Below are 14,693 nucleotides of genomic sequence, written 5' to 3' on the forward strand. Positions count from 1 at the left end.
GCGGGATGCGAGCGGTCCGGAAGAACCCGAAAACGGAGTCCGAACCTCAAGTCATCCCGCTATAGGGCACGGGGGCGGCCACGCGCGGCGGCGCCCTTATGAATTCCACAGGCGCGGCGAGCCGTAGACCATCACCTGGCGGCCTTTAGGCGTGATCGCGGGGCGGTCGTCGCGCAGTTCGAGCAGGTCCGATCGCAGGAGCTGTTCGACGGCGGCGCCGCAGAGGCGGCTGGGGTCGGGAGATGGGGCGCCCAGCGCCCGCAGGGCGTCCCATTGGAAGCGGTCCAGGGTGTCGGCGATGTCGATTGGCTGCATGGCGCCATTGAACACCCCCGGCCTTGGCGACGCCATGAAGACTCTGTGACAACATCATGATTTCATTCGTTTTTCATGGACCCATCTTCGCCCCGGATTCGCAGGGGAAACGCAACCCGGCCACGCCGGCCCCTGCTATTTGACCGTAATGCAGGAGTGATGCAGCACGCCGTCCTGATCGGCGCGGATGCAATCCCTTCCCGTTGCGCAGGTATCGCTCGGCGCGAGCTTGCCGCCCAACCCCTTGCATTCGGCGTCGGTCAAGGGCAGCGCGGTCAGCCCTCCCGGCGCCCGGGACGGCCGGCCCGGGCCGGTGGGTGCGGTCGTCGTTGCCGAAGGCGCCACCGTGGGTCCCAGTGTGGTTCCTGACGTCGTCCCCGCCGCACCGGCGGGCTTGGTCCGATCCGCCTGCGCGAAAACGGAACCCGAGACAGCCAACGTTCCAGCAAGGCAAACCGCCGCAAGAGTGTTCAAGCGCATGTCATCCTCCCTGATCCGATCCGGTATCGCATTCCGGTCACTGCTTCGTAATGCAGACGGCATGGACCTGCTTGTCCTCGCCCGTGGTCTGGCAAGCCTTGCCGCTGAGGCAGGCGTTGACGCCGCCGATTACGGAACCGCCAAGGTTGCCGCACTCGCCTTCCGTCATGGGCGTTGCCACCTGTGCGCCGGTCGCCCGAGGCGGCCGGGTCGTGCCGGAAGGCCTGGCCGTCGTTGTCGAGGGTGCTGCCGTGCCGGCTTGTGGCGTCGTATCCGCGGTGCCGGCGGGCTTCGTTCGATCGGTCTGCGCGAAGGATGATGTCGAAGAGGCGAACGCCAGAGCCAGACATATCGCGGCGAAATGAATCACGCGCATATGGACCTCCCTTGGTTGCCGAAGCTTCCGACCAAATGACTGCGCGTGGCACGTGGTACGCGGCACAGCCCTTCCCGGAAACCGCTCTTGAGACGACCCCAGAAGTGCAGCGGAATCAAGGGACACCGCTTTCAGCCTCGCTGAAGCCAACTCTTGCGGTGGCGGAAGGCTGCCAACACCAAGCGCCGGCCGCGCATCACCCAACTCCTGGAGCAAGAGCAAGGCGGTGAGTACCGCAGCCTCGCCTGCCGGCACCTCCGCGAAGCCGCGATCGACGCCCATGACGCGGCATGTGCTGGCCCCCCCTGCTGACCGCGGACCGCTCACACCCCTGTGATCCCGCGTGTCCCGTCCGTCGGGCGGTGCGCGCCGTACCCTGGAAGCGATCCTGTGGTCCTGGCGTAAAGGGTATGGAGATGAGGCAGTCCATCGTCGGAGGCTTGTCGGCAAGCCTGCTGTTCCTGTGCGTAGCCGCGGCGCAGGCCGCGGACATCGAGGTCAAGACAGGGCCGGGCCCCGGCCTCGCGGTCATGATCCGACTGCAGGGACCCTTCAGGCAGGGCGACGCCGACGCGATGCGGCAGCTCCTCGCGCGCCTGAAAGGCCAGTCGAAGGTGTCCCCCGACGCGCCGCTGGCCACGGTCGAGCTCTCCAGCCTGGGCGGCGACCTGAACGAAGGCCTCAGGATCGGCTACCTGTTTCGCGACTACAATGTCGCCACCGTCGTGCGCAAAAAAGACATCTGCCTGTCGGCCTGTGCGCTCGCCTTCCTCGGCGGTACCTCGACACATGGATCTTCCGAAAGAACGCCGAGCCACCGCCTCGAAGTCGGCGCCAAGCTGGGCTTCCACGCCTTCTACCTCAACCCCAACAGCGCCCAGGCGCCGACCACCGACGATCCGTTGCAGGGCCGGCGCCAGGGTTTCACCGAAGCCCGGGCCGCGACCACGGCGGTAATGCTCTATGCCGCCGACCTCGGCATCGATCCCCGGTTTGTAGCCGCGATGATGACCAAGCCGCAGGACGCCTTCGCCTATGTGAACACCACCGAGGAATTCCTCACCCTCAAAGTATGCCCCATCGCCCTCGCCCGCCCCGCCATCAGCGCGGCCGAGCAGGCCATCAACATCTGCAACCACTCGACCGGCTGGACCGATCCGTCGGCGCCCGCGCAGGTGCGGGCGCTGACGCCGCGGCAGGCCAAGCGCTACATGCTGGAGAACATCCAGCAGAACATGTCGTCGCTGAAGGTGAACGGCGCCCTGTCCGACCAGTTCGCCTCCTACCCGGTGATGCGCGACGAGCGCGCGATCGACAGGCTCTACGCCGATCTCCGCGCCGCCGGCGTGCGCCTACCGGAGATCGTGGGCCCGGTGTTCGAGGTGAGCGGCTACCGCAGCGGCGGCGAGGACATGCAATGCTTCGTCAGCCTCTCGCCGGACGATCCCAACAAATACGCCGTCGCCATCCGGCGGCCGACCAAGTGGTCGCATCCCAACTGGTCGGCGCCCAAGGACTGCCGCGGGCTCTACCTTCATGACAGGGAAGCGGTGATCAACCCGCGGCCGTGACGACAACGGCGCGAGCCGACGCCCCAAGCAGCGGCCGCTCTTCCTCTAGTCCGGTTCAGAGACGATCGTCAGGGCGAGGACGAGACGTCGAATGATCGGTGCGGCAAGGAGCACGATCGGAGCCATGACGGTCCAGGCCACCAACCACGAACCGAGCCAGTGGATCACGAAAGTGGAGTCGTCGAGAAATGGCGCGCTCGCGATGGCGGCGGCAATGGCGGAGGTCATGCCGGACTGGATGACAGCAAAGACGAAGTGTCCATAGCGCCTGGGAATGCCCAACATCCTCTGTCCTCTCGATCACCCGGGAGACGCCGTGACGCGGCGCGATGAGCCGTCGCCTCGGCACCGCAGACGTCGAACAGCAAGCATTATGCCATGATGACATTCCAGTTTTTTGTAGCGAACGCTCTAGAATGATGATTAGTTCGCGGAATGGGCCGCCTGAAGGAATTCGACCAGGACAAAGCCATCGACGGCGCCGTCGACTGCTTCTGGGCGCGCGGCTATGAGGCGACGTCGGTGCGCGACCTGGCGGCGCACATGGGCATTGGTGGCGCCAGCCTCTACAACGCCTACGGCGGAAAACGCGCCCTGTTCGTGGCGGCACTGGAGCGCTACGCCAACCGCTCGTCGCGCGAGCGCATCGCCAGGCACGAGGCGGCCGGCCAGCCCAGGCAGGCGATCGAAGCCTTTCTCGCCGAGATCATCGACCGGTCCCTGAAGGACCGTGCGCGCAAGGGTTGCCTGCTGGTCAACTCGGCACTCGACGTCGCCCCGCACGATGCCGAAATCGGCAAGGTCGTTGCCGGCTACCTCGAGGAAATCCGTGCCTTCTTCCAGCGCAACATCGAGGCCGCCCGCCGCGCCGGACAGGTGCCGCGCGACATCGATGCGGCAGGTGTCTCGGCCCATCTGCTGGGCATCCTGCTGGGGATCCGGGTACTGGCGCGCACCAGACCCGACCGCGCGCTTCTCGACAGCGTCGTCCGCCCGGCGCTCGACCTGTTGAACGTGCCGGCAATATCGAAAGCCTGAAGGCAAGCCATGAACGACCGTGTCGCGACCGTCGAGCATCTCAATCTGGAGGCCCTGTCCGCCCTGCCGGACGACGCGCCGGTCGTCATGCTCAACCTGATGCGCTTTCGCGAACGCTCGCTCGACGGCAACGGCACCGGTTGGGACGCCTACCTGCGCTACAGCGCGCTCGCCATCAGGACGATCAAGGCCCAGGGCGGCACCATCGTCTGGACCGGAACGGCAGAGGCCGTGGCGCTCGGCCCGGCAAAGGAGAACCAGTGGGATTACGTGGCGCTGGTCCACTATCCGTCGCGAGCCGCCTTCATCGCCATGATGACATCGGCCGACTACGCGAGGGCCAACCTCGAGCGCGAGAACGGCTGCGCCGCGCACACGATCCTCGCGATCCGCGAGACCTACAACAAGCTGACCTCACCCCGAACGAAGGAGTAGATCATGTCCCTGGCAGACAAGCTGGCGGAAACCCGCGCGGCGAGCGCGGGACGGATTCCGCCCGAGCGGGCGGCGATCATGCATCGCGCGACGGACGATCTGCGGAAGTCCGGGATCCTCGACCGCATCGTGCCGGTCGGCAAACCTGCGCCCGCCTTCGAACTGGCCAACCACGACGGCCGCCGGGTCTCGTCGGTCGAGCTTCTCGCCGGCGGCCCCCTGGTCCTGTCGTTCTTCCGGGGATCGTGGTGACCCTATTGCAGGCATGAGCTGGACGCTCTGCAGACCATCTACGCCGACATTGCGGGCATCGGCGCCTCGCTCGTCGTGATCTCGCCCGAGTTGCCGGCGCGCACGGCGGACATGGCCGCCAAACAGAAGCTCACCTTTCCCATCGTCTGGGACGAGAAGTCGACGGCTGCCGAGGCCTTCGGCCTTGCTTTCGTCCTGCCCGATGATCTCAGGGCGGTGTATCTCGGCTTCGGCAACGACCTCGCGGTTCGCAACGGCGATCCGTCGTGGCGCCTGCCGGTTCCGGCGCGGTTCGTCATCGACGGCCACGGCTTCGTGCGATTCGTCCAGGCCGACCCGGACTACCGGTACCGGCCCGAGCCGGAGACGACGCTCGACGCATTGCGCAAGGTCGCCGCGGAATGAGCAAGGCAGCCAGGGCCGATCGAGTCACCACCCGGAACGACTCGATCAGCCTCTGCCGGGACCAGCACGCCGGACTCTACACGCGGGACGGCGCGTTGCGTCTGGTCGTGGATCATCCGTCCAATGCGCCGCTGCTCGGAGCCCACACCGGCGCCGTTCTGGTACGGGCAGCGGAACTGACCGTCGAGACGGGCGACGGCTGTGTCGTCGTCTATGTCAGCCGGGGCGGCACCGCGTGTCGCGTCGCGGCCGCCAGGGTCTTGCCGCAGAAGGGCGGCGGCGTCAGCCTGACCGACTGGCAGGTCGAAGCGGGCTTCGAGCATGCAGCCATCTCGGAGGATGGTGCCACGACCCACCGGATCACCCGGCCAGCCTGAGCACGCTCCGGCCAGACCGGTCCGCCCGCGCACGAGCCACGAACCAGAGGAGACAGCGATGCCGTTCGACGCCGATCTGGCCGACCGCATGCGCGGTGCGATGAAGCGCCGCCGCGGCATCTCCGAAAAGAAAATGTTCGGCGGCATCTGCTGGATGCTGCGCGGCAACATGATGTGCGGCGTTGAGGTCGGACGCTACATGTTCAGGGTCGGCCCGGCGCTCGAGACGGAAGCGCTGTCGCGGCCGGGCGCGCGCCCGATGGATATCACCGGCCGGCCGATGCGTGGTTTCGTCTGGGTCGACGCCAGGACCGCGCCCGAGGCCGAGCTGCGGCGCTGGATCGATCTCGCCACCCGCTTCGTGGGCACCCTGCCACCCAAATAGCCCGCCCGCGCGCAGACGACTCGCTCGACTCTTGAGCTCTCGCGATCATTCTTGCTCGTGCCTCTGCATGCACTGCCAGCACTTCAGCGCCTCCGCGAAGCCGCGATCGACATCCATGACGCGGCATGCGCTGGCTGCTCCTCCTCTTGGCCGGCGTGGCGCTACTCGTCCCGCGTCCGGGATCGGCGGAAACAGCCGGACCGTTGTTGCGGGTGCTCGACGGCGACACCTACGAGTTGCTGCTCGAAGGTTTTCCGACGCGCGTGCGATTGGCCAACGCCGACACACCGGAAACCGGCTCGCGGGCGCAATGCGCCCAGGAGCTGGACTGGGGCAACCGCGCCACCGACTTCGTGCGCGAACAGGTGAACACGCGCACGGTGGCCGTGTTCCCGACCGGCAAGCTCGACAAATACCGCCGCGTGCTCGCCACCGTCACGATCGACGGCGAGGATCTGGGTGGGCTGCTGGTGAGGAACGGACTCGCGCGGTGGTATGGCGGCGAGCGGCGGCGCGGGTGGTGTGAGGAGCGGTGACAGGCATGCGTGCCATGCGCCGCACGAACGCCATGGCCGGCGCATTTGCCGCGTTCCTGACGCGCGTGCTAGCGTTTGCGCGATCGCAGGTCCGGAGGTCGAGCGATGCTGACAGCCATCCATTCCGCCGCAGGTGTGCCGGTGAAGCCAACGATGATCGGCGGCGAGATTCCACTGATCGATGTCGCGGACTACCTCGCCGGCAAGCCGGGGGCTGCCGAGCGCGCCGCCGTCGAATTGCGCTTTGCGTTCGAGCATGTCGGTTTCTACTATCTATCCGGCCACGGCGTGGCGCGGAAGATGATCGACGACACCTACGCCGCCGCGGCGCGCTTCCACGCCATGCCGACCGAAGCCAAGCTCGCGGTCAAGGTCGACGAGCACAATATCGGCTTCATGCCGATCGCCAGCGAGGCGCCGCGCAACGCCGCCACCCAGGGCAAGAAGCCCAGTCAAAACGAGGCCTACTTCCTGCGTCGCGAGCGCCCTGCCGACGATCCCGACGTGCTGTCGGGCCGGCGTTTCCACGCACCCAACAAATGGCCCGCGGACCTGCCCGGCTTTCGCGAGACGACGCTGGCCTACATCGCCACCCTGGAAGCGCTCTGCCAGAGACTGGTGAAGCTCTATGCGCTGGCGCTCGACCTGCCGGAGAGCTTCTTCGACAGATGCTTCGCCAAACCGCACATGATCCTGCGCATGTCGCGCTATCCGCTGATCGACGGCGCCGACGAGAGCGTCGAGAGCTTGGTGCCGCACACCGACTCAGGGTTCATGACGCTGCTGCCGCCCAACAAGGTGCCTGGCCTGTCGATCCTGCTGCCCGACGGGCGCTGGATGGACGCGCCGGGCGTCGAGGACGCCTTCGTGGTCAATGGCGGCGATATCCTCCACCGTTGGACCAACGAGCGGTTCTTGTCGACGCCGCACCGCGTGCGCAACGTCTCGAGCCAGATCCGCTACGCCATCCCGTTCTTCTGCGACCCCGACCACGACACGATGATCGAGTGCCTGCCGTCCTGCCAGTCGGTCGTGCGGCCGGCGAAGTATCCGCCGATCAGGTTTGGCGACTATGCGCTGTGGTTCGCGGCCCAGCGCTACAGCCACATGGCCAAGGTGCCGGTGCGCTCCGAGGACGAGATCGCGCCCGGCGCGCGCGCCACGTCACGCTGGCAGGGGTGATTTGACGCACACGCCAAAGCTCACGGAAGCCTGATTTGCGCCGCCAGACTCCCGGGCAGTAGCGTTGCTCAACCTAGGAGTCTCCCATGCGTCTTCGCCGCCGGATCGCCGCCACGCTGGCCGCCATGGCCGCCCTGCCGGCCCTCGCCCTCGCCGCAACAGTCGGCGGCGCCTATTACGCGCCGCAGTACGACTATCGCGAGTTCTGGTCCGCCACCGACAACAAGCCGTTCCAGGTCGTGCTGGCGGGCAATCCCTTCCCCAATGTCGATCCAGCCACGGTGGCGGCCACGCTGCTGCCGATGATGCAATCGGCCAAGCCGCGGCCGGCCCTCACCTTCACCTACGACCGGCCCTCGCCGCCGCCCAGCCCCGACTACCGGCTGGTGCTGGTGTTCGATCCGGCGCTCAACCTCAACGCCGATCCGGTGTGCGCGGGCGAACCGGCGCGCTTCCGCCCCGGCAAGCCCGGCGTGTTCTACGTCTATGCGATCTATTGCCGGAACGACCGCATGCTGTCCTACACCACGGCCTGGACCGACGCCTCGGGCCCGGGCGATCCGCGCATCGAGCGCCTGTTTCGCGAACTGTTCCTGGTCGTGTTCAAGGAAGGCCAGTCGCGCTGGTCGGAACTGGAAGACCGGTTCCGGTAGGCACGGAACGCGGCGGCGCTTGACGGTTGAGGCAGGGCAAGCGCTCCGGTAGGGAGAGCCATGATCCCCACCGATCTCGCGTCCCTGCTCGACATCATCCGCCACCACGGCGAGGCGGCGTACAGCTTCATGTTCGCCTACGCCGCCGCGCACATGCTGCTGGTGGCGATCTTCGCGGGCTACGCGGCACAGGGTGGCGCCTTCGAACTGGGGCCGCTCATCGGCGTGTGCTGGGCCGGCAGCTTCGCAGGCGACATCGTGCGCTTCTGGGTCGGGCGGCGCTTCGGTACCCGCTGGCTCGGCCGCTGGCCGCGCGTCGAGCGTGCGGTGCGGCTCGTGGCTCGGCTCGCCGACCGGCACTATGCCTGGATGGTCCTGGTCCACCGCTATCCCTACGGCATTCGCGGCATCGCGGGCTTTGCCTATGGCGCCTCGAGCCTGCCATGGCCGCGCTTCCTGGCGCTCAACTTCGTAGCGGCGGGGGTGTGGTCGGCCGCCACTGTCGGCAGCGGCTATGCCTTCGGCTTCGTCTCGGAGAAGACGCTCAGCAACGCCTCGTCGGGCCTCGGCGTCGGGCTGCTGCTGGTGTTCCTTGTATTGGCCTGGGCGCTGAGCCGGCGGCTCGAGCGGGTGATCGAGCGGGGCTGACTCTCCTTCGGGTTCCCCTTCATGGGGGAGAATACAATGAACAAATTGCGCGAGGAATGCGCGCCGAAATGTAATGCAACCCGTCCCGCGGGACGGCGTTTGCCCCATAGTCCGCGGCTGACCGCGGACGCCACACCAAACCCAGGAGACTGAAGCATGGCAGACGCCACCACGATCACGTCGGGCACGTTGATCGCCGCCGAGAAGGTGAACGGCACCAACGTCTACAATCCCAAGGGCGACAAGCTGGGCAGTGTCGAAGACATCATGATCGACAAGGTCAGTGGCAAGGCGATCTATGCCGTGATGTCGTTCGGCGGCTTCCTCGGCATCGGCGACAAACACCATCCGCTGCCGTGGTCGAGCCTGAAGTACGACACCAGCAAGGAGGGCTATGTCGTGAACCTCGACAAGAAGACGCTCGAAGGCGCCCCGAGCTACGACAACGACTTCTCGTGGACGCCGGACTACGGCCGCAAGGTCGACAAGTACTACGGCGTGCCGACTTACTGGCTGTAGGCGGTCCACACCGCGGACTGCGACGGGCGCTCCCTCGGGGGCGTCCGTTTCGCTTGCCTATGCCATAGTCGAGCGATGACTCCGCCCAACACCCGCCGCCTCATCGCCGCCGGCACGATCGGCAACGTGCTCGAGTGGTACGATTTCGCCATCTACGGCTATTTCGCCGCCACCATCGGCCGCACCTTCTTTCCCGTCGAAAGCCCTGTTGCGCAGATGCTGGCGGCGTTCGGCATCTTTGCCGTCGGCTACCTGATGCGGCCGCTGGGCGGCATCGTGGTCGGCCACATCGCCGACCGCTTCGGCCGCCGCGCCGCCCTCACCTTCTCGGTGATGGCGATGGCGGTGCCGACCTTCCTGGTGGGCGTGCTGCCGGGCTACGAGGTGCTGGGCGTGGCGGCACCGGTCCTGCTCACCCTGCTCCGCGTGGTGCAGGGCCTGTCGGTCGGCGGCGAGGCCACGACCGCCTTCGTGTTCCTGGTCGAGCGCGCCGGGCCCGGCCGCCGTGGCGCGATCGGGGCGCTGGCCTCGTGCGGCGCCAACCTCGGCATGCTGTCGGGTTCGGCGGTGGGCGCGCTGCTGGCGGCGGCGATGCCGGCAGCGGCGCTGGAAGCCTGGGGCTGGCGCCTGCCGTTCCTGCTGGGACTGCTGGTCGGAGTGGCGGGCTATTTCCTGCGCCGCCACATCGTCGAGACGCCGCGCGGGGCGTCCGCCGTGCACGGCGCGCCTCCCCTGGTCGAAACGCTGCGCCATCACGGGCGGCTGGTGGCGCGGCTGGCAGGGCTCGCTGCCTTCAACGCCGTCGGCTTCTACCTGGCGTTTCTCTATGTCGTGAGCTGGCTGCAGAGCGTCGATGGGCTCGCGCCGGCGCAGGCGCTCGGCTTCAACACCGTCAGCATGCTGCTGCTGCTGCCGGTGATGTGGGGCATGGGTTGGCTCTCCGACCGAATCGGCCGCAAGAAGCTCCTGCTGGCGGCCACGGCGGCGGGTTTCGTCGGCGCGCTGCCGCTGTTCTGGCTGATGCACCATCCCCAGCCGGCGATGATCCTGCTGGGCGAGGCGGGCCTGGTGCTGATCCTGGGCACGGTGCTCGGCATCATGCCGGCGATCATGGTCGAGGCGACTCCCGAGGGCGTGCGCTGCACCGCGATCTCGCTGGGCTACAACATCGCCTTCGGCATCATGGGCGGGCTGACGCCGCTTGCCGCCGCCTGGCTGATCGACCGCACCGTGATGGACCTGAGCCCCGCCTTCATGATGATGGCGGCGGCGGCGATCTCCTTCGCCAGCATCCTCACGTTTCGCGAAAGCTACCTCGACAAGTAGTCGCTAGGCCGCGCCGCCCTCGACGGCGCGGCCCTCGGCACGCCAGCGCAGCATGCCGCCGGGCAGGTTGGCGAAGTCGGCAACCCCCGCCTTCTGCAGGATCGCGGTGGCATGGGCCGAGCGGCTGCCGGCACGGCAGACGGCGACGATCGGCTTGTCGCGCGGCAGTTCCTGGGCTCGGGCCGCGAGCTCGCCCAGCGGGATCAGGGTGGCGCCGCGGATGTGGCCGAGCGGGCCGGTGAACTCCGCCGGCTCGCGCACGTCGAGCACGCGCACCTTCGAGAGATTCTCCTCCAGCCAATTGGGCTCGACTTCCCACACGCCCGAGAAGGTGAAGCGCAGCGGTGCCCACGCCGGATCGTCGGGCAGCGCACCGGCCTCGTTGCCCGGCCGCCCGCAACGCAGGTTGGCCGGCACCGCCTCGTCGATCTTCTTCGGGTGCGGCAGGTCGAGGTTCTTCATGTAGCCGGCATAGTCGGCCTCGGCGATCTCGCCGCCCAGCCGCGGATTGAATTTCTTCTCCTCGGCCACGCTGGTGACGGTGAGGCCGCGGTAGTCGTGCGCCGGATAGAGCAGGCAGGAATCGGGCAGCGAGAAGACGCGCGCCCGCACCGAGCGGTAGAGCGCACGGGCGTCACCCTGCTGGAAATCGGTGCGGCCGGAGCCGCGGATCAGCACGCAGTCCCCGGTGAAGGCCATGCTCTCGTCGTCGAGCACGTAGGTGACGCAGCCGTTGGTGTGGCCGGGCGTGGCGCGCACTTCGAGGCTCCGCTTGCCGAAGGCGATGCGGTCGCCATCGGCCAGCAGACGGTCCGCACCTTCGGCGCCGCTCTGGGCCGAGAGCGCGATGCCGGCGCCGAGCTTCTTCTTCAGGAGCCAGGCGCCGGTCACATGATCGGCATGGACGTGGGTGTCGAGCGTCCACAGGAGTTTCAGCCCGAGTTCGGCAATGAGGGCGGCGTCGCGCCTCACCTGCTCGAACACCGGATCGATCAGCACCGCCTCGCCCGAGACACTGCACCCCAGAAGATAAGTGTAGGTCGACGAGGTCGGATCGAAGAGCTGGCGGAAGACGAGCATGCGCCGCTCCCGCCTCAGGCCGGCGCGCTTGCCTTGTCGAGGGCGGCGACCGACTCGGGATCGAGCTTGATGCCGGGCGAGGCGATCAGGTCCTTCAGCTGCTGCAGGCTGGTGGCGCTCACGATCGGCGCGGTGATCGACTTCCTCTGCATCAGCCAGGCCAGCGCCACCTGCGTCGGGTTGGAGCCGGTCTTCTTCGCCGCATCGTCGAGCGCCTTCAGCACCGCCATGCCCTTCGGGTTGATGTACTTCTTCACGCCGCCGCCGCGCTTGGCGTCGCCGACATCGGCCTCGGAGCGGTACTTGCCGCTCAGGAACCCGCTGGCCAGCGAATAGTACGGGATGACGCCGATGCCCTCCTTCAGGCACTCGTTCTCGAGCTCGCCCTCGAACAGGCCACGTTCCATCAGGTTATAATGCGGCTGCAGGCTCTCGTAGCGCGGCAGGCCCTTGGCCTTGGAGATGGCTGCGGCCTCGGCCAGGCGCTTGGCGTCGAAGTTGGAGGCGCCGATGGCGCCGAGCTTGCCCGCCTTCACCAACTCGCCGTAGGTCGAGAGCGTCTCCTCCTGCGGCGTCGCCGCATCGTCCTTGTGCGACTGGAAGAGATCGATGCGGTCGGTATTGAGGCGCTTCAGGGACGCGTCGACCGACTTCACGATGTGCGCGCGCGACAGACCTTGTCCCACGGCAGGCATCTCCATGCCGCACTTGGTGGCGATCTGGACTTTCTTGCGCTTGGCCGGATCCTTCTTCAGCCAGTTGCCGATGATGGTCTCGGACTCGCCACCCTTGTGGCCCGGCACCCAGCGCGAATAGACGTCGGCGGTGTCGATGAAGGAGAAGCCGGCATCGACGAAGGCGTCGAGCAGTTTGTGCGAAGTCGCCTCGTCGGCGGTCCAGCCGAAGACGTTGCCACCGAAGGCGATGGGGGCGAATTCGATGCCCGACTTTCCGAGTTTGCGCTTTTCCATTTCATCTCTCCATTGCTCGTGCGTGATCTGCTATTCGGCGGCCTTGGCGGCCGGCGCCGGTGCTGGCGCCGGCGGGGACTGCGGCGCGAACGCCGCCGGCATCTGGAACGTGGTTGCCTGGGCGAACTGGATGCCGAGCCCCGGGAATGTATCGTACATGCGGCGGACGGCGACGCGCTGAACGATGCCGGGATTGTTCGGCCGCGCCATGTACTTGAAGCGCACGATGACGCTGCTGTCCTTGATGTCGACGACGCCCTGCATCTTGAGCGGCTGCATCAGGACGGATTTGAACGCCGGCTCCGCCATCATGTCGAGGCCCATTTTCTTCACCGTCTTGCGCAAGAGCTCGATATCCGTTCCCTGCATGAAGGCCAGGGTGAACTTCACCACCGTCCAGTCGCGGCTGAAGTTGGTGATGTGGCCGACCTGGCCGAACGGCACGATGTGGAGCTGGCCGTTCTGATGGCGCAGCCGGAGCGAGCGGACGCTGAAACCCTCGACCGTGCCCTTGACCTTGCTGCAGTCGAGATACTCGCCGATGCGGAACGAATCCTCGGCGAGGAAGAACACGCCCGACACGACATCACGCACCAGCGACTGGCTGCCGAACGACACCGCGAGGCCCAGCACCGAAGCGCCGGCGATCAGCGGCGTGATGTTGACGCCGAGCTCGGACAGCACCAGCAACGTACCGATGATGGCGATGACGCCGCCGGAAACGGCGCGCAGCAGCGGCATCAGGGTGCGCAGCCGCGACGCCGCCACCTGGGCGTCGTCCTCGGACTCGCCCGGCGCATCGGCCGACGGCAGCGGATTGGAGGCGATGTAGGAGTCCATGCGGTAGCGCAGGAAGCGCCACAGCGCATAGATCGCCACCGCGCTCAACGCCGCGATCTTGGCGCCGCGATCATGGACCGCCCACTCAGCCGCGGTCGAGGCCGCCAGGACCTGCACCATGAGGGCCTGGACGACGACGATGACGGCAAAGAGCCTGATGGCCAGTCGCACGCAGTCGGCGACCACGTCGCCCGCCATCGGCAGTTCGGACACGATGTGGCGGGTGATGCGGTGCATCAGCGTCTCGAACAGCAGGAGCGCGATCACGGCGCCTTCGATCACGTCGAGGCCGCGCGGTGCGGCTTCGTTGCCGGTCAGTTCGCCGTAGAGTTCGGCCACGCCGGTCAGACCGTAGAAAACCAGGCCGCCGATCCACCAGTTGCGGGCGATATCGAGCTTGAGCTGGCGGGCGAATCCGGCTTCCGGCACCATTGCCGTCAACCAGGCCGCCATCTCACGATGCCAGCGCCAGACGACGCCCATCAGCGCCACGGCGATAACACCCACGTAGAAGAAGTCGGCGACCTGGACCGCGTCGGCGGTGGCGCCGGTCGCCAGCAGCATATCCCCGAGCTTGTCGGCGCTGAGCGGCAGCACGACCATCAGGTTGAGGCCGATCAACAGGCCGCGCGCGGTGACGTCGTCGACCGGTGCGATGCGGCCGGCCGCCGCGCTGGGCCGCAGCCAGGCGAGAAACACCAGATTGAACACCCGCCAGTAGATCAGCGCCATCAGGAGGATCTGGCCGAGCTTTCCGCCGACGCTCTGGCCGCCGCCGCCGATTTGGCCGAGCACCAGCCGGGCGGCCACCCAGAACGCCGCCACGGCGAGGGCATCGAACAGCACCGCGCGCCAGAAGCCATGCAGGGCCGAGCCGGCGGCAAGGCGTCCGAACCCGCGGAGCCGCACGCCCTTGAGGAGGTAGCGCACGAGGTACTCGGCCGCCAGGCCGGCGACGATCATGCCAATCAGCAACAGCGCCGTGCGGCCCCCGACGATCTCCGGCAACCGCGCCAGATGGGCGGCCAGTGCCGGAAAGTGCGAGATCGTGAGTTCCAGGCGGCCGGTGATGACCTCGAGGAACGTTGCTCCGCCGCCGCTCGTCTTGGCTTCGGCCACCTCGGCAGCGGCCGTGAGCCCCCAGACGGTGACCAGGCTGCCCATCACAACTGCGACACCCCGTATTGACCGCATCGTGTATTTCCCCCCAAAGGATGGCCCACAAGCCTAAGGCAATTGCCGACGGCCCGCCAGACGACCCCCACTAGGAGAGACGTCCCGATGCTTGGCCTCATGCAGGACCG

19 protein-coding genes and 1 pseudogene are annotated in these 14,693 nt (G+C 67.3%); 13 read left to right on the forward strand and 7 right to left on the reverse strand.

Annotated features, from left to right (window positions below; all coding sequences use genetic code 11):
* Window positions 1–96: 96 nt before the first annotated feature.
* From EPO55_RS11000 to EPO55_RS11010, 3 genes are all read right to left on the reverse strand, one after another.
* Window positions 97–351, reverse strand: coding sequence for a hypothetical protein (locus EPO55_RS11000; protein ID WP_296336822.1), 255 nt, complete (start codon window positions 349–351; stop codon window positions 97–99).
* Between the two features lie 99 nt (window positions 352–450).
* Window positions 451–795 (reverse strand): hypothetical protein, encoded by a 345-nt coding sequence (locus EPO55_RS11005; protein WP_296336823.1) that lies wholly within the window; start codon window positions 793–795, stop codon window positions 451–453.
* 37 nt (window positions 796–832) lie between these two features.
* Window positions 833–1,171 carry a hypothetical protein gene (locus tag EPO55_RS11010; RefSeq protein ID WP_296336825.1) on the reverse strand — a complete coding sequence of 113 codons (339 nt, stop codon included), beginning with the start codon at window positions 1,169–1,171 and terminating at the stop codon, window positions 833–835.
* A 416-nt stretch (window positions 1,172–1,587) separates the two neighbouring features.
* On the opposite strand from EPO55_RS11010, the gene EPO55_RS11015 reads away from it, so the two are divergent.
* Complete coding sequence (locus tag EPO55_RS11015; protein ID WP_296336826.1) at window positions 1,588–2,742, forward strand: hypothetical protein; 1,155 nt, start codon at window positions 1,588–1,590, stop codon at window positions 2,740–2,742.
* Window positions 2,743–2,787: 45 nt separating this feature from the next.
* Here EPO55_RS11015 and EPO55_RS11020 read toward each other — a convergent pair whose 3' ends face one another.
* Window positions 2,788–3,027 carry a DUF2798 domain-containing protein gene (locus EPO55_RS11020; protein WP_296336827.1) on the reverse strand — a complete coding sequence of 80 codons (240 nt, stop codon included), beginning with the start codon at window positions 3,025–3,027 and terminating at the stop codon, window positions 2,788–2,790.
* A gap of 150 nt (window positions 3,028–3,177) precedes the next feature.
* On the opposite strand from EPO55_RS11020, the gene EPO55_RS11025 reads away from it, so the two are divergent.
* The 12 genes and pseudogenes from EPO55_RS11025 to EPO55_RS11075 all read left to right on the forward strand — a co-directional run bounded on the left by EPO55_RS11025 (window position 3,178) and on the right by EPO55_RS11075 (window position 10,498).
* The gene (locus tag EPO55_RS11025) at window positions 3,178–3,780 is read left to right on the forward strand and encodes a TetR/AcrR family transcriptional regulator (protein WP_296336828.1); all 603 of its coding nucleotides are present in this window, start codon (window positions 3,178–3,180) and stop codon (window positions 3,778–3,780) included.
* A gap of 9 nt (window positions 3,781–3,789) precedes the next feature.
* Window positions 3,790–4,215: a DUF1330 domain-containing protein gene (locus EPO55_RS11030; protein ID WP_296336829.1), complete on the forward strand. Its 426-nt coding sequence runs from the start codon at window positions 3,790–3,792 to the stop codon at window positions 4,213–4,215.
* Between the two features lie 3 nt (window positions 4,216–4,218).
* A complete protein-coding gene (locus tag EPO55_RS26150) occupies window positions 4,219–4,467 on the forward strand; it encodes a hypothetical protein (protein ID WP_363718910.1) in 249 nt (82 codons plus the stop codon).
* A 12-nt stretch (window positions 4,468–4,479) separates the two neighbouring features.
* A pseudogene (locus EPO55_RS11035) lies at window positions 4,480–4,872 on the forward strand (redoxin domain-containing protein); the annotation flags it as partial.
* Window positions 4,869–5,249, forward strand: coding sequence for a hypothetical protein (locus EPO55_RS11040; RefSeq protein ID WP_296336830.1), 381 nt, complete (start codon window positions 4,869–4,871; stop codon window positions 5,247–5,249). The pseudogene EPO55_RS11035 and the gene EPO55_RS11040, both read left to right, overlap by 4 nt.
* 58 nt (window positions 5,250–5,307) lie before the next feature.
* Complete coding sequence (locus tag EPO55_RS11045; RefSeq protein WP_296336831.1) at window positions 5,308–5,634, forward strand: TfoX/Sxy family protein; 327 nt, start codon at window positions 5,308–5,310, stop codon at window positions 5,632–5,634.
* Between the two features lie 125 nt (window positions 5,635–5,759).
* On the forward strand, window positions 5,760–6,170 hold the full coding sequence (locus EPO55_RS11050) for a thermonuclease family protein (protein WP_296336832.1): 411 nt from the start codon (window positions 5,760–5,762) through the stop codon (window positions 6,168–6,170).
* 105 nt (window positions 6,171–6,275) lie between these two features.
* Window positions 6,276–7,352, forward strand: a complete 1,077-nt coding sequence (locus EPO55_RS11055) for a 2-oxoglutarate and iron-dependent oxygenase domain-containing protein (protein WP_296336834.1) — start codon at window positions 6,276–6,278, stop codon at window positions 7,350–7,352.
* Between the two features lie 86 nt (window positions 7,353–7,438).
* Window positions 7,439–8,005 (forward strand): hypothetical protein, encoded by a 567-nt coding sequence (locus EPO55_RS11060; RefSeq protein WP_296336835.1) that lies wholly within the window; start codon window positions 7,439–7,441, stop codon window positions 8,003–8,005.
* A 60-nt stretch (window positions 8,006–8,065) separates the two neighbouring features.
* Complete coding sequence (locus EPO55_RS11065; RefSeq protein WP_296336837.1) at window positions 8,066–8,653, forward strand: VTT domain-containing protein; 588 nt, start codon at window positions 8,066–8,068, stop codon at window positions 8,651–8,653.
* 156 nt (window positions 8,654–8,809) lie between these two features.
* Entirely contained in the window at window positions 8,810–9,172 is a 363-nt protein-coding gene (locus tag EPO55_RS11070) for a PRC-barrel domain-containing protein (protein ID WP_296336839.1), read from the forward strand.
* A gap of 75 nt (window positions 9,173–9,247) precedes the next feature.
* Window positions 9,248–10,498 carry an MFS transporter gene (locus EPO55_RS11075; protein ID WP_296336840.1) on the forward strand — a complete coding sequence of 417 codons (1,251 nt, stop codon included), beginning with the start codon at window positions 9,248–9,250 and terminating at the stop codon, window positions 10,496–10,498.
* A gap of 3 nt (window positions 10,499–10,501) precedes the next feature.
* On the opposite strand, the gene EPO55_RS11080 is transcribed toward EPO55_RS11075, so the two are convergent.
* Genes EPO55_RS11080 through EPO55_RS11090 form a run of 3 tightly spaced genes read right to left on the reverse strand, consistent with a single transcriptional unit; the run spans window position 10,502 to window position 14,583 of the window.
* The gene (locus EPO55_RS11080; protein WP_296336842.1) at window positions 10,502–11,578 is read right to left on the reverse strand and encodes an MBL fold metallo-hydrolase; all 1,077 of its coding nucleotides are present in this window, start codon (window positions 11,576–11,578) and stop codon (window positions 10,502–10,504) included.
* Window positions 11,579–11,592: 14 nt separating this feature from the next.
* Window positions 11,593–12,549: an aldo/keto reductase gene (locus tag EPO55_RS11085; protein ID WP_296336843.1), complete on the reverse strand. Its 957-nt coding sequence runs from the start codon at window positions 12,547–12,549 to the stop codon at window positions 11,593–11,595.
* A 30-nt stretch (window positions 12,550–12,579) separates the two neighbouring features.
* Entirely contained in the window at window positions 12,580–14,583 is a 2,004-nt protein-coding gene (locus EPO55_RS11090) for a mechanosensitive ion channel domain-containing protein (protein WP_296336844.1), read from the reverse strand.
* Between the last annotated feature and the right edge of the window lie 110 nt (window positions 14,584–14,693).

Origin of the sequence: Reyranella sp. (assembly GCF_004296935.1) — a bacterium.
GTDB lineage: Bacteria > Pseudomonadota > Alphaproteobacteria > Reyranellales > Reyranellaceae > Reyranella.

Excerpts from the sequence above, each read along its gene's own strand:
- EPO55_RS11000 (WP_296336822.1), bottom strand. The coding sequence starts at position 351 with ATGGCGTCGCCAAGGCCGGGGGTGTTCAATGGCGCCATGCAGCCAATC.
- EPO55_RS11005 (WP_296336823.1), bottom strand. The coding sequence starts at position 795 with ATGCGCTTGAACACTCTTGCGGCGGTTTGCCTTGCTGGAACGTTGGCT.
- EPO55_RS11010 (WP_296336825.1), bottom strand. The coding sequence starts at position 1,171 with ATGCGCGTGATTCATTTCGCCGCGATATGTCTGGCTCTGGCGTTCGCC.
- EPO55_RS11015 (WP_296336826.1), top strand. The coding sequence starts at position 1,588 with ATGAGGCAGTCCATCGTCGGAGGCTTGTCGGCAAGCCTGCTGTTCCTG.
- EPO55_RS11020 (WP_296336827.1), bottom strand. The coding sequence starts at position 3,027 with ATGTTGGGCATTCCCAGGCGCTATGGACACTTCGTCTTTGCTGTCATC.
- EPO55_RS11025 (WP_296336828.1), top strand. The coding sequence starts at position 3,178 with ATGGGCCGCCTGAAGGAATTCGACCAGGACAAAGCCATCGACGGCGCC.
- EPO55_RS11030 (WP_296336829.1), top strand. The coding sequence starts at position 3,790 with ATGAACGACCGTGTCGCGACCGTCGAGCATCTCAATCTGGAGGCCCTG.
- EPO55_RS26150 (WP_363718910.1), top strand. The coding sequence starts at position 4,219 with ATGTCCCTGGCAGACAAGCTGGCGGAAACCCGCGCGGCGAGCGCGGGA.
- EPO55_RS11040 (WP_296336830.1), top strand. The coding sequence starts at position 4,869 with ATGAGCAAGGCAGCCAGGGCCGATCGAGTCACCACCCGGAACGACTCG.
- EPO55_RS11045 (WP_296336831.1), top strand. The coding sequence starts at position 5,308 with ATGCCGTTCGACGCCGATCTGGCCGACCGCATGCGCGGTGCGATGAAG.
- EPO55_RS11050 (WP_296336832.1), top strand. The coding sequence starts at position 5,760 with ATGCGCTGGCTGCTCCTCCTCTTGGCCGGCGTGGCGCTACTCGTCCCG.
- EPO55_RS11055 (WP_296336834.1), top strand. The coding sequence starts at position 6,276 with ATGCTGACAGCCATCCATTCCGCCGCAGGTGTGCCGGTGAAGCCAACG.
- EPO55_RS11060 (WP_296336835.1), top strand. The coding sequence starts at position 7,439 with ATGCGTCTTCGCCGCCGGATCGCCGCCACGCTGGCCGCCATGGCCGCC.
- EPO55_RS11065 (WP_296336837.1), top strand. The coding sequence starts at position 8,066 with ATGATCCCCACCGATCTCGCGTCCCTGCTCGACATCATCCGCCACCAC.
- EPO55_RS11070 (WP_296336839.1), top strand. The coding sequence starts at position 8,810 with ATGGCAGACGCCACCACGATCACGTCGGGCACGTTGATCGCCGCCGAG.
- EPO55_RS11075 (WP_296336840.1), top strand. The coding sequence starts at position 9,248 with ATGACTCCGCCCAACACCCGCCGCCTCATCGCCGCCGGCACGATCGGC.
- EPO55_RS11080 (WP_296336842.1), bottom strand. The coding sequence starts at position 11,578 with ATGCTCGTCTTCCGCCAGCTCTTCGATCCGACCTCGTCGACCTACACT.
- EPO55_RS11085 (WP_296336843.1), bottom strand. The coding sequence starts at position 12,549 with ATGGAAAAGCGCAAACTCGGAAAGTCGGGCATCGAATTCGCCCCCATC.
- EPO55_RS11090 (WP_296336844.1), bottom strand. The coding sequence starts at position 14,583 with ATGCGGTCAATACGGGGTGTCGCAGTTGTGATGGGCAGCCTGGTCACC.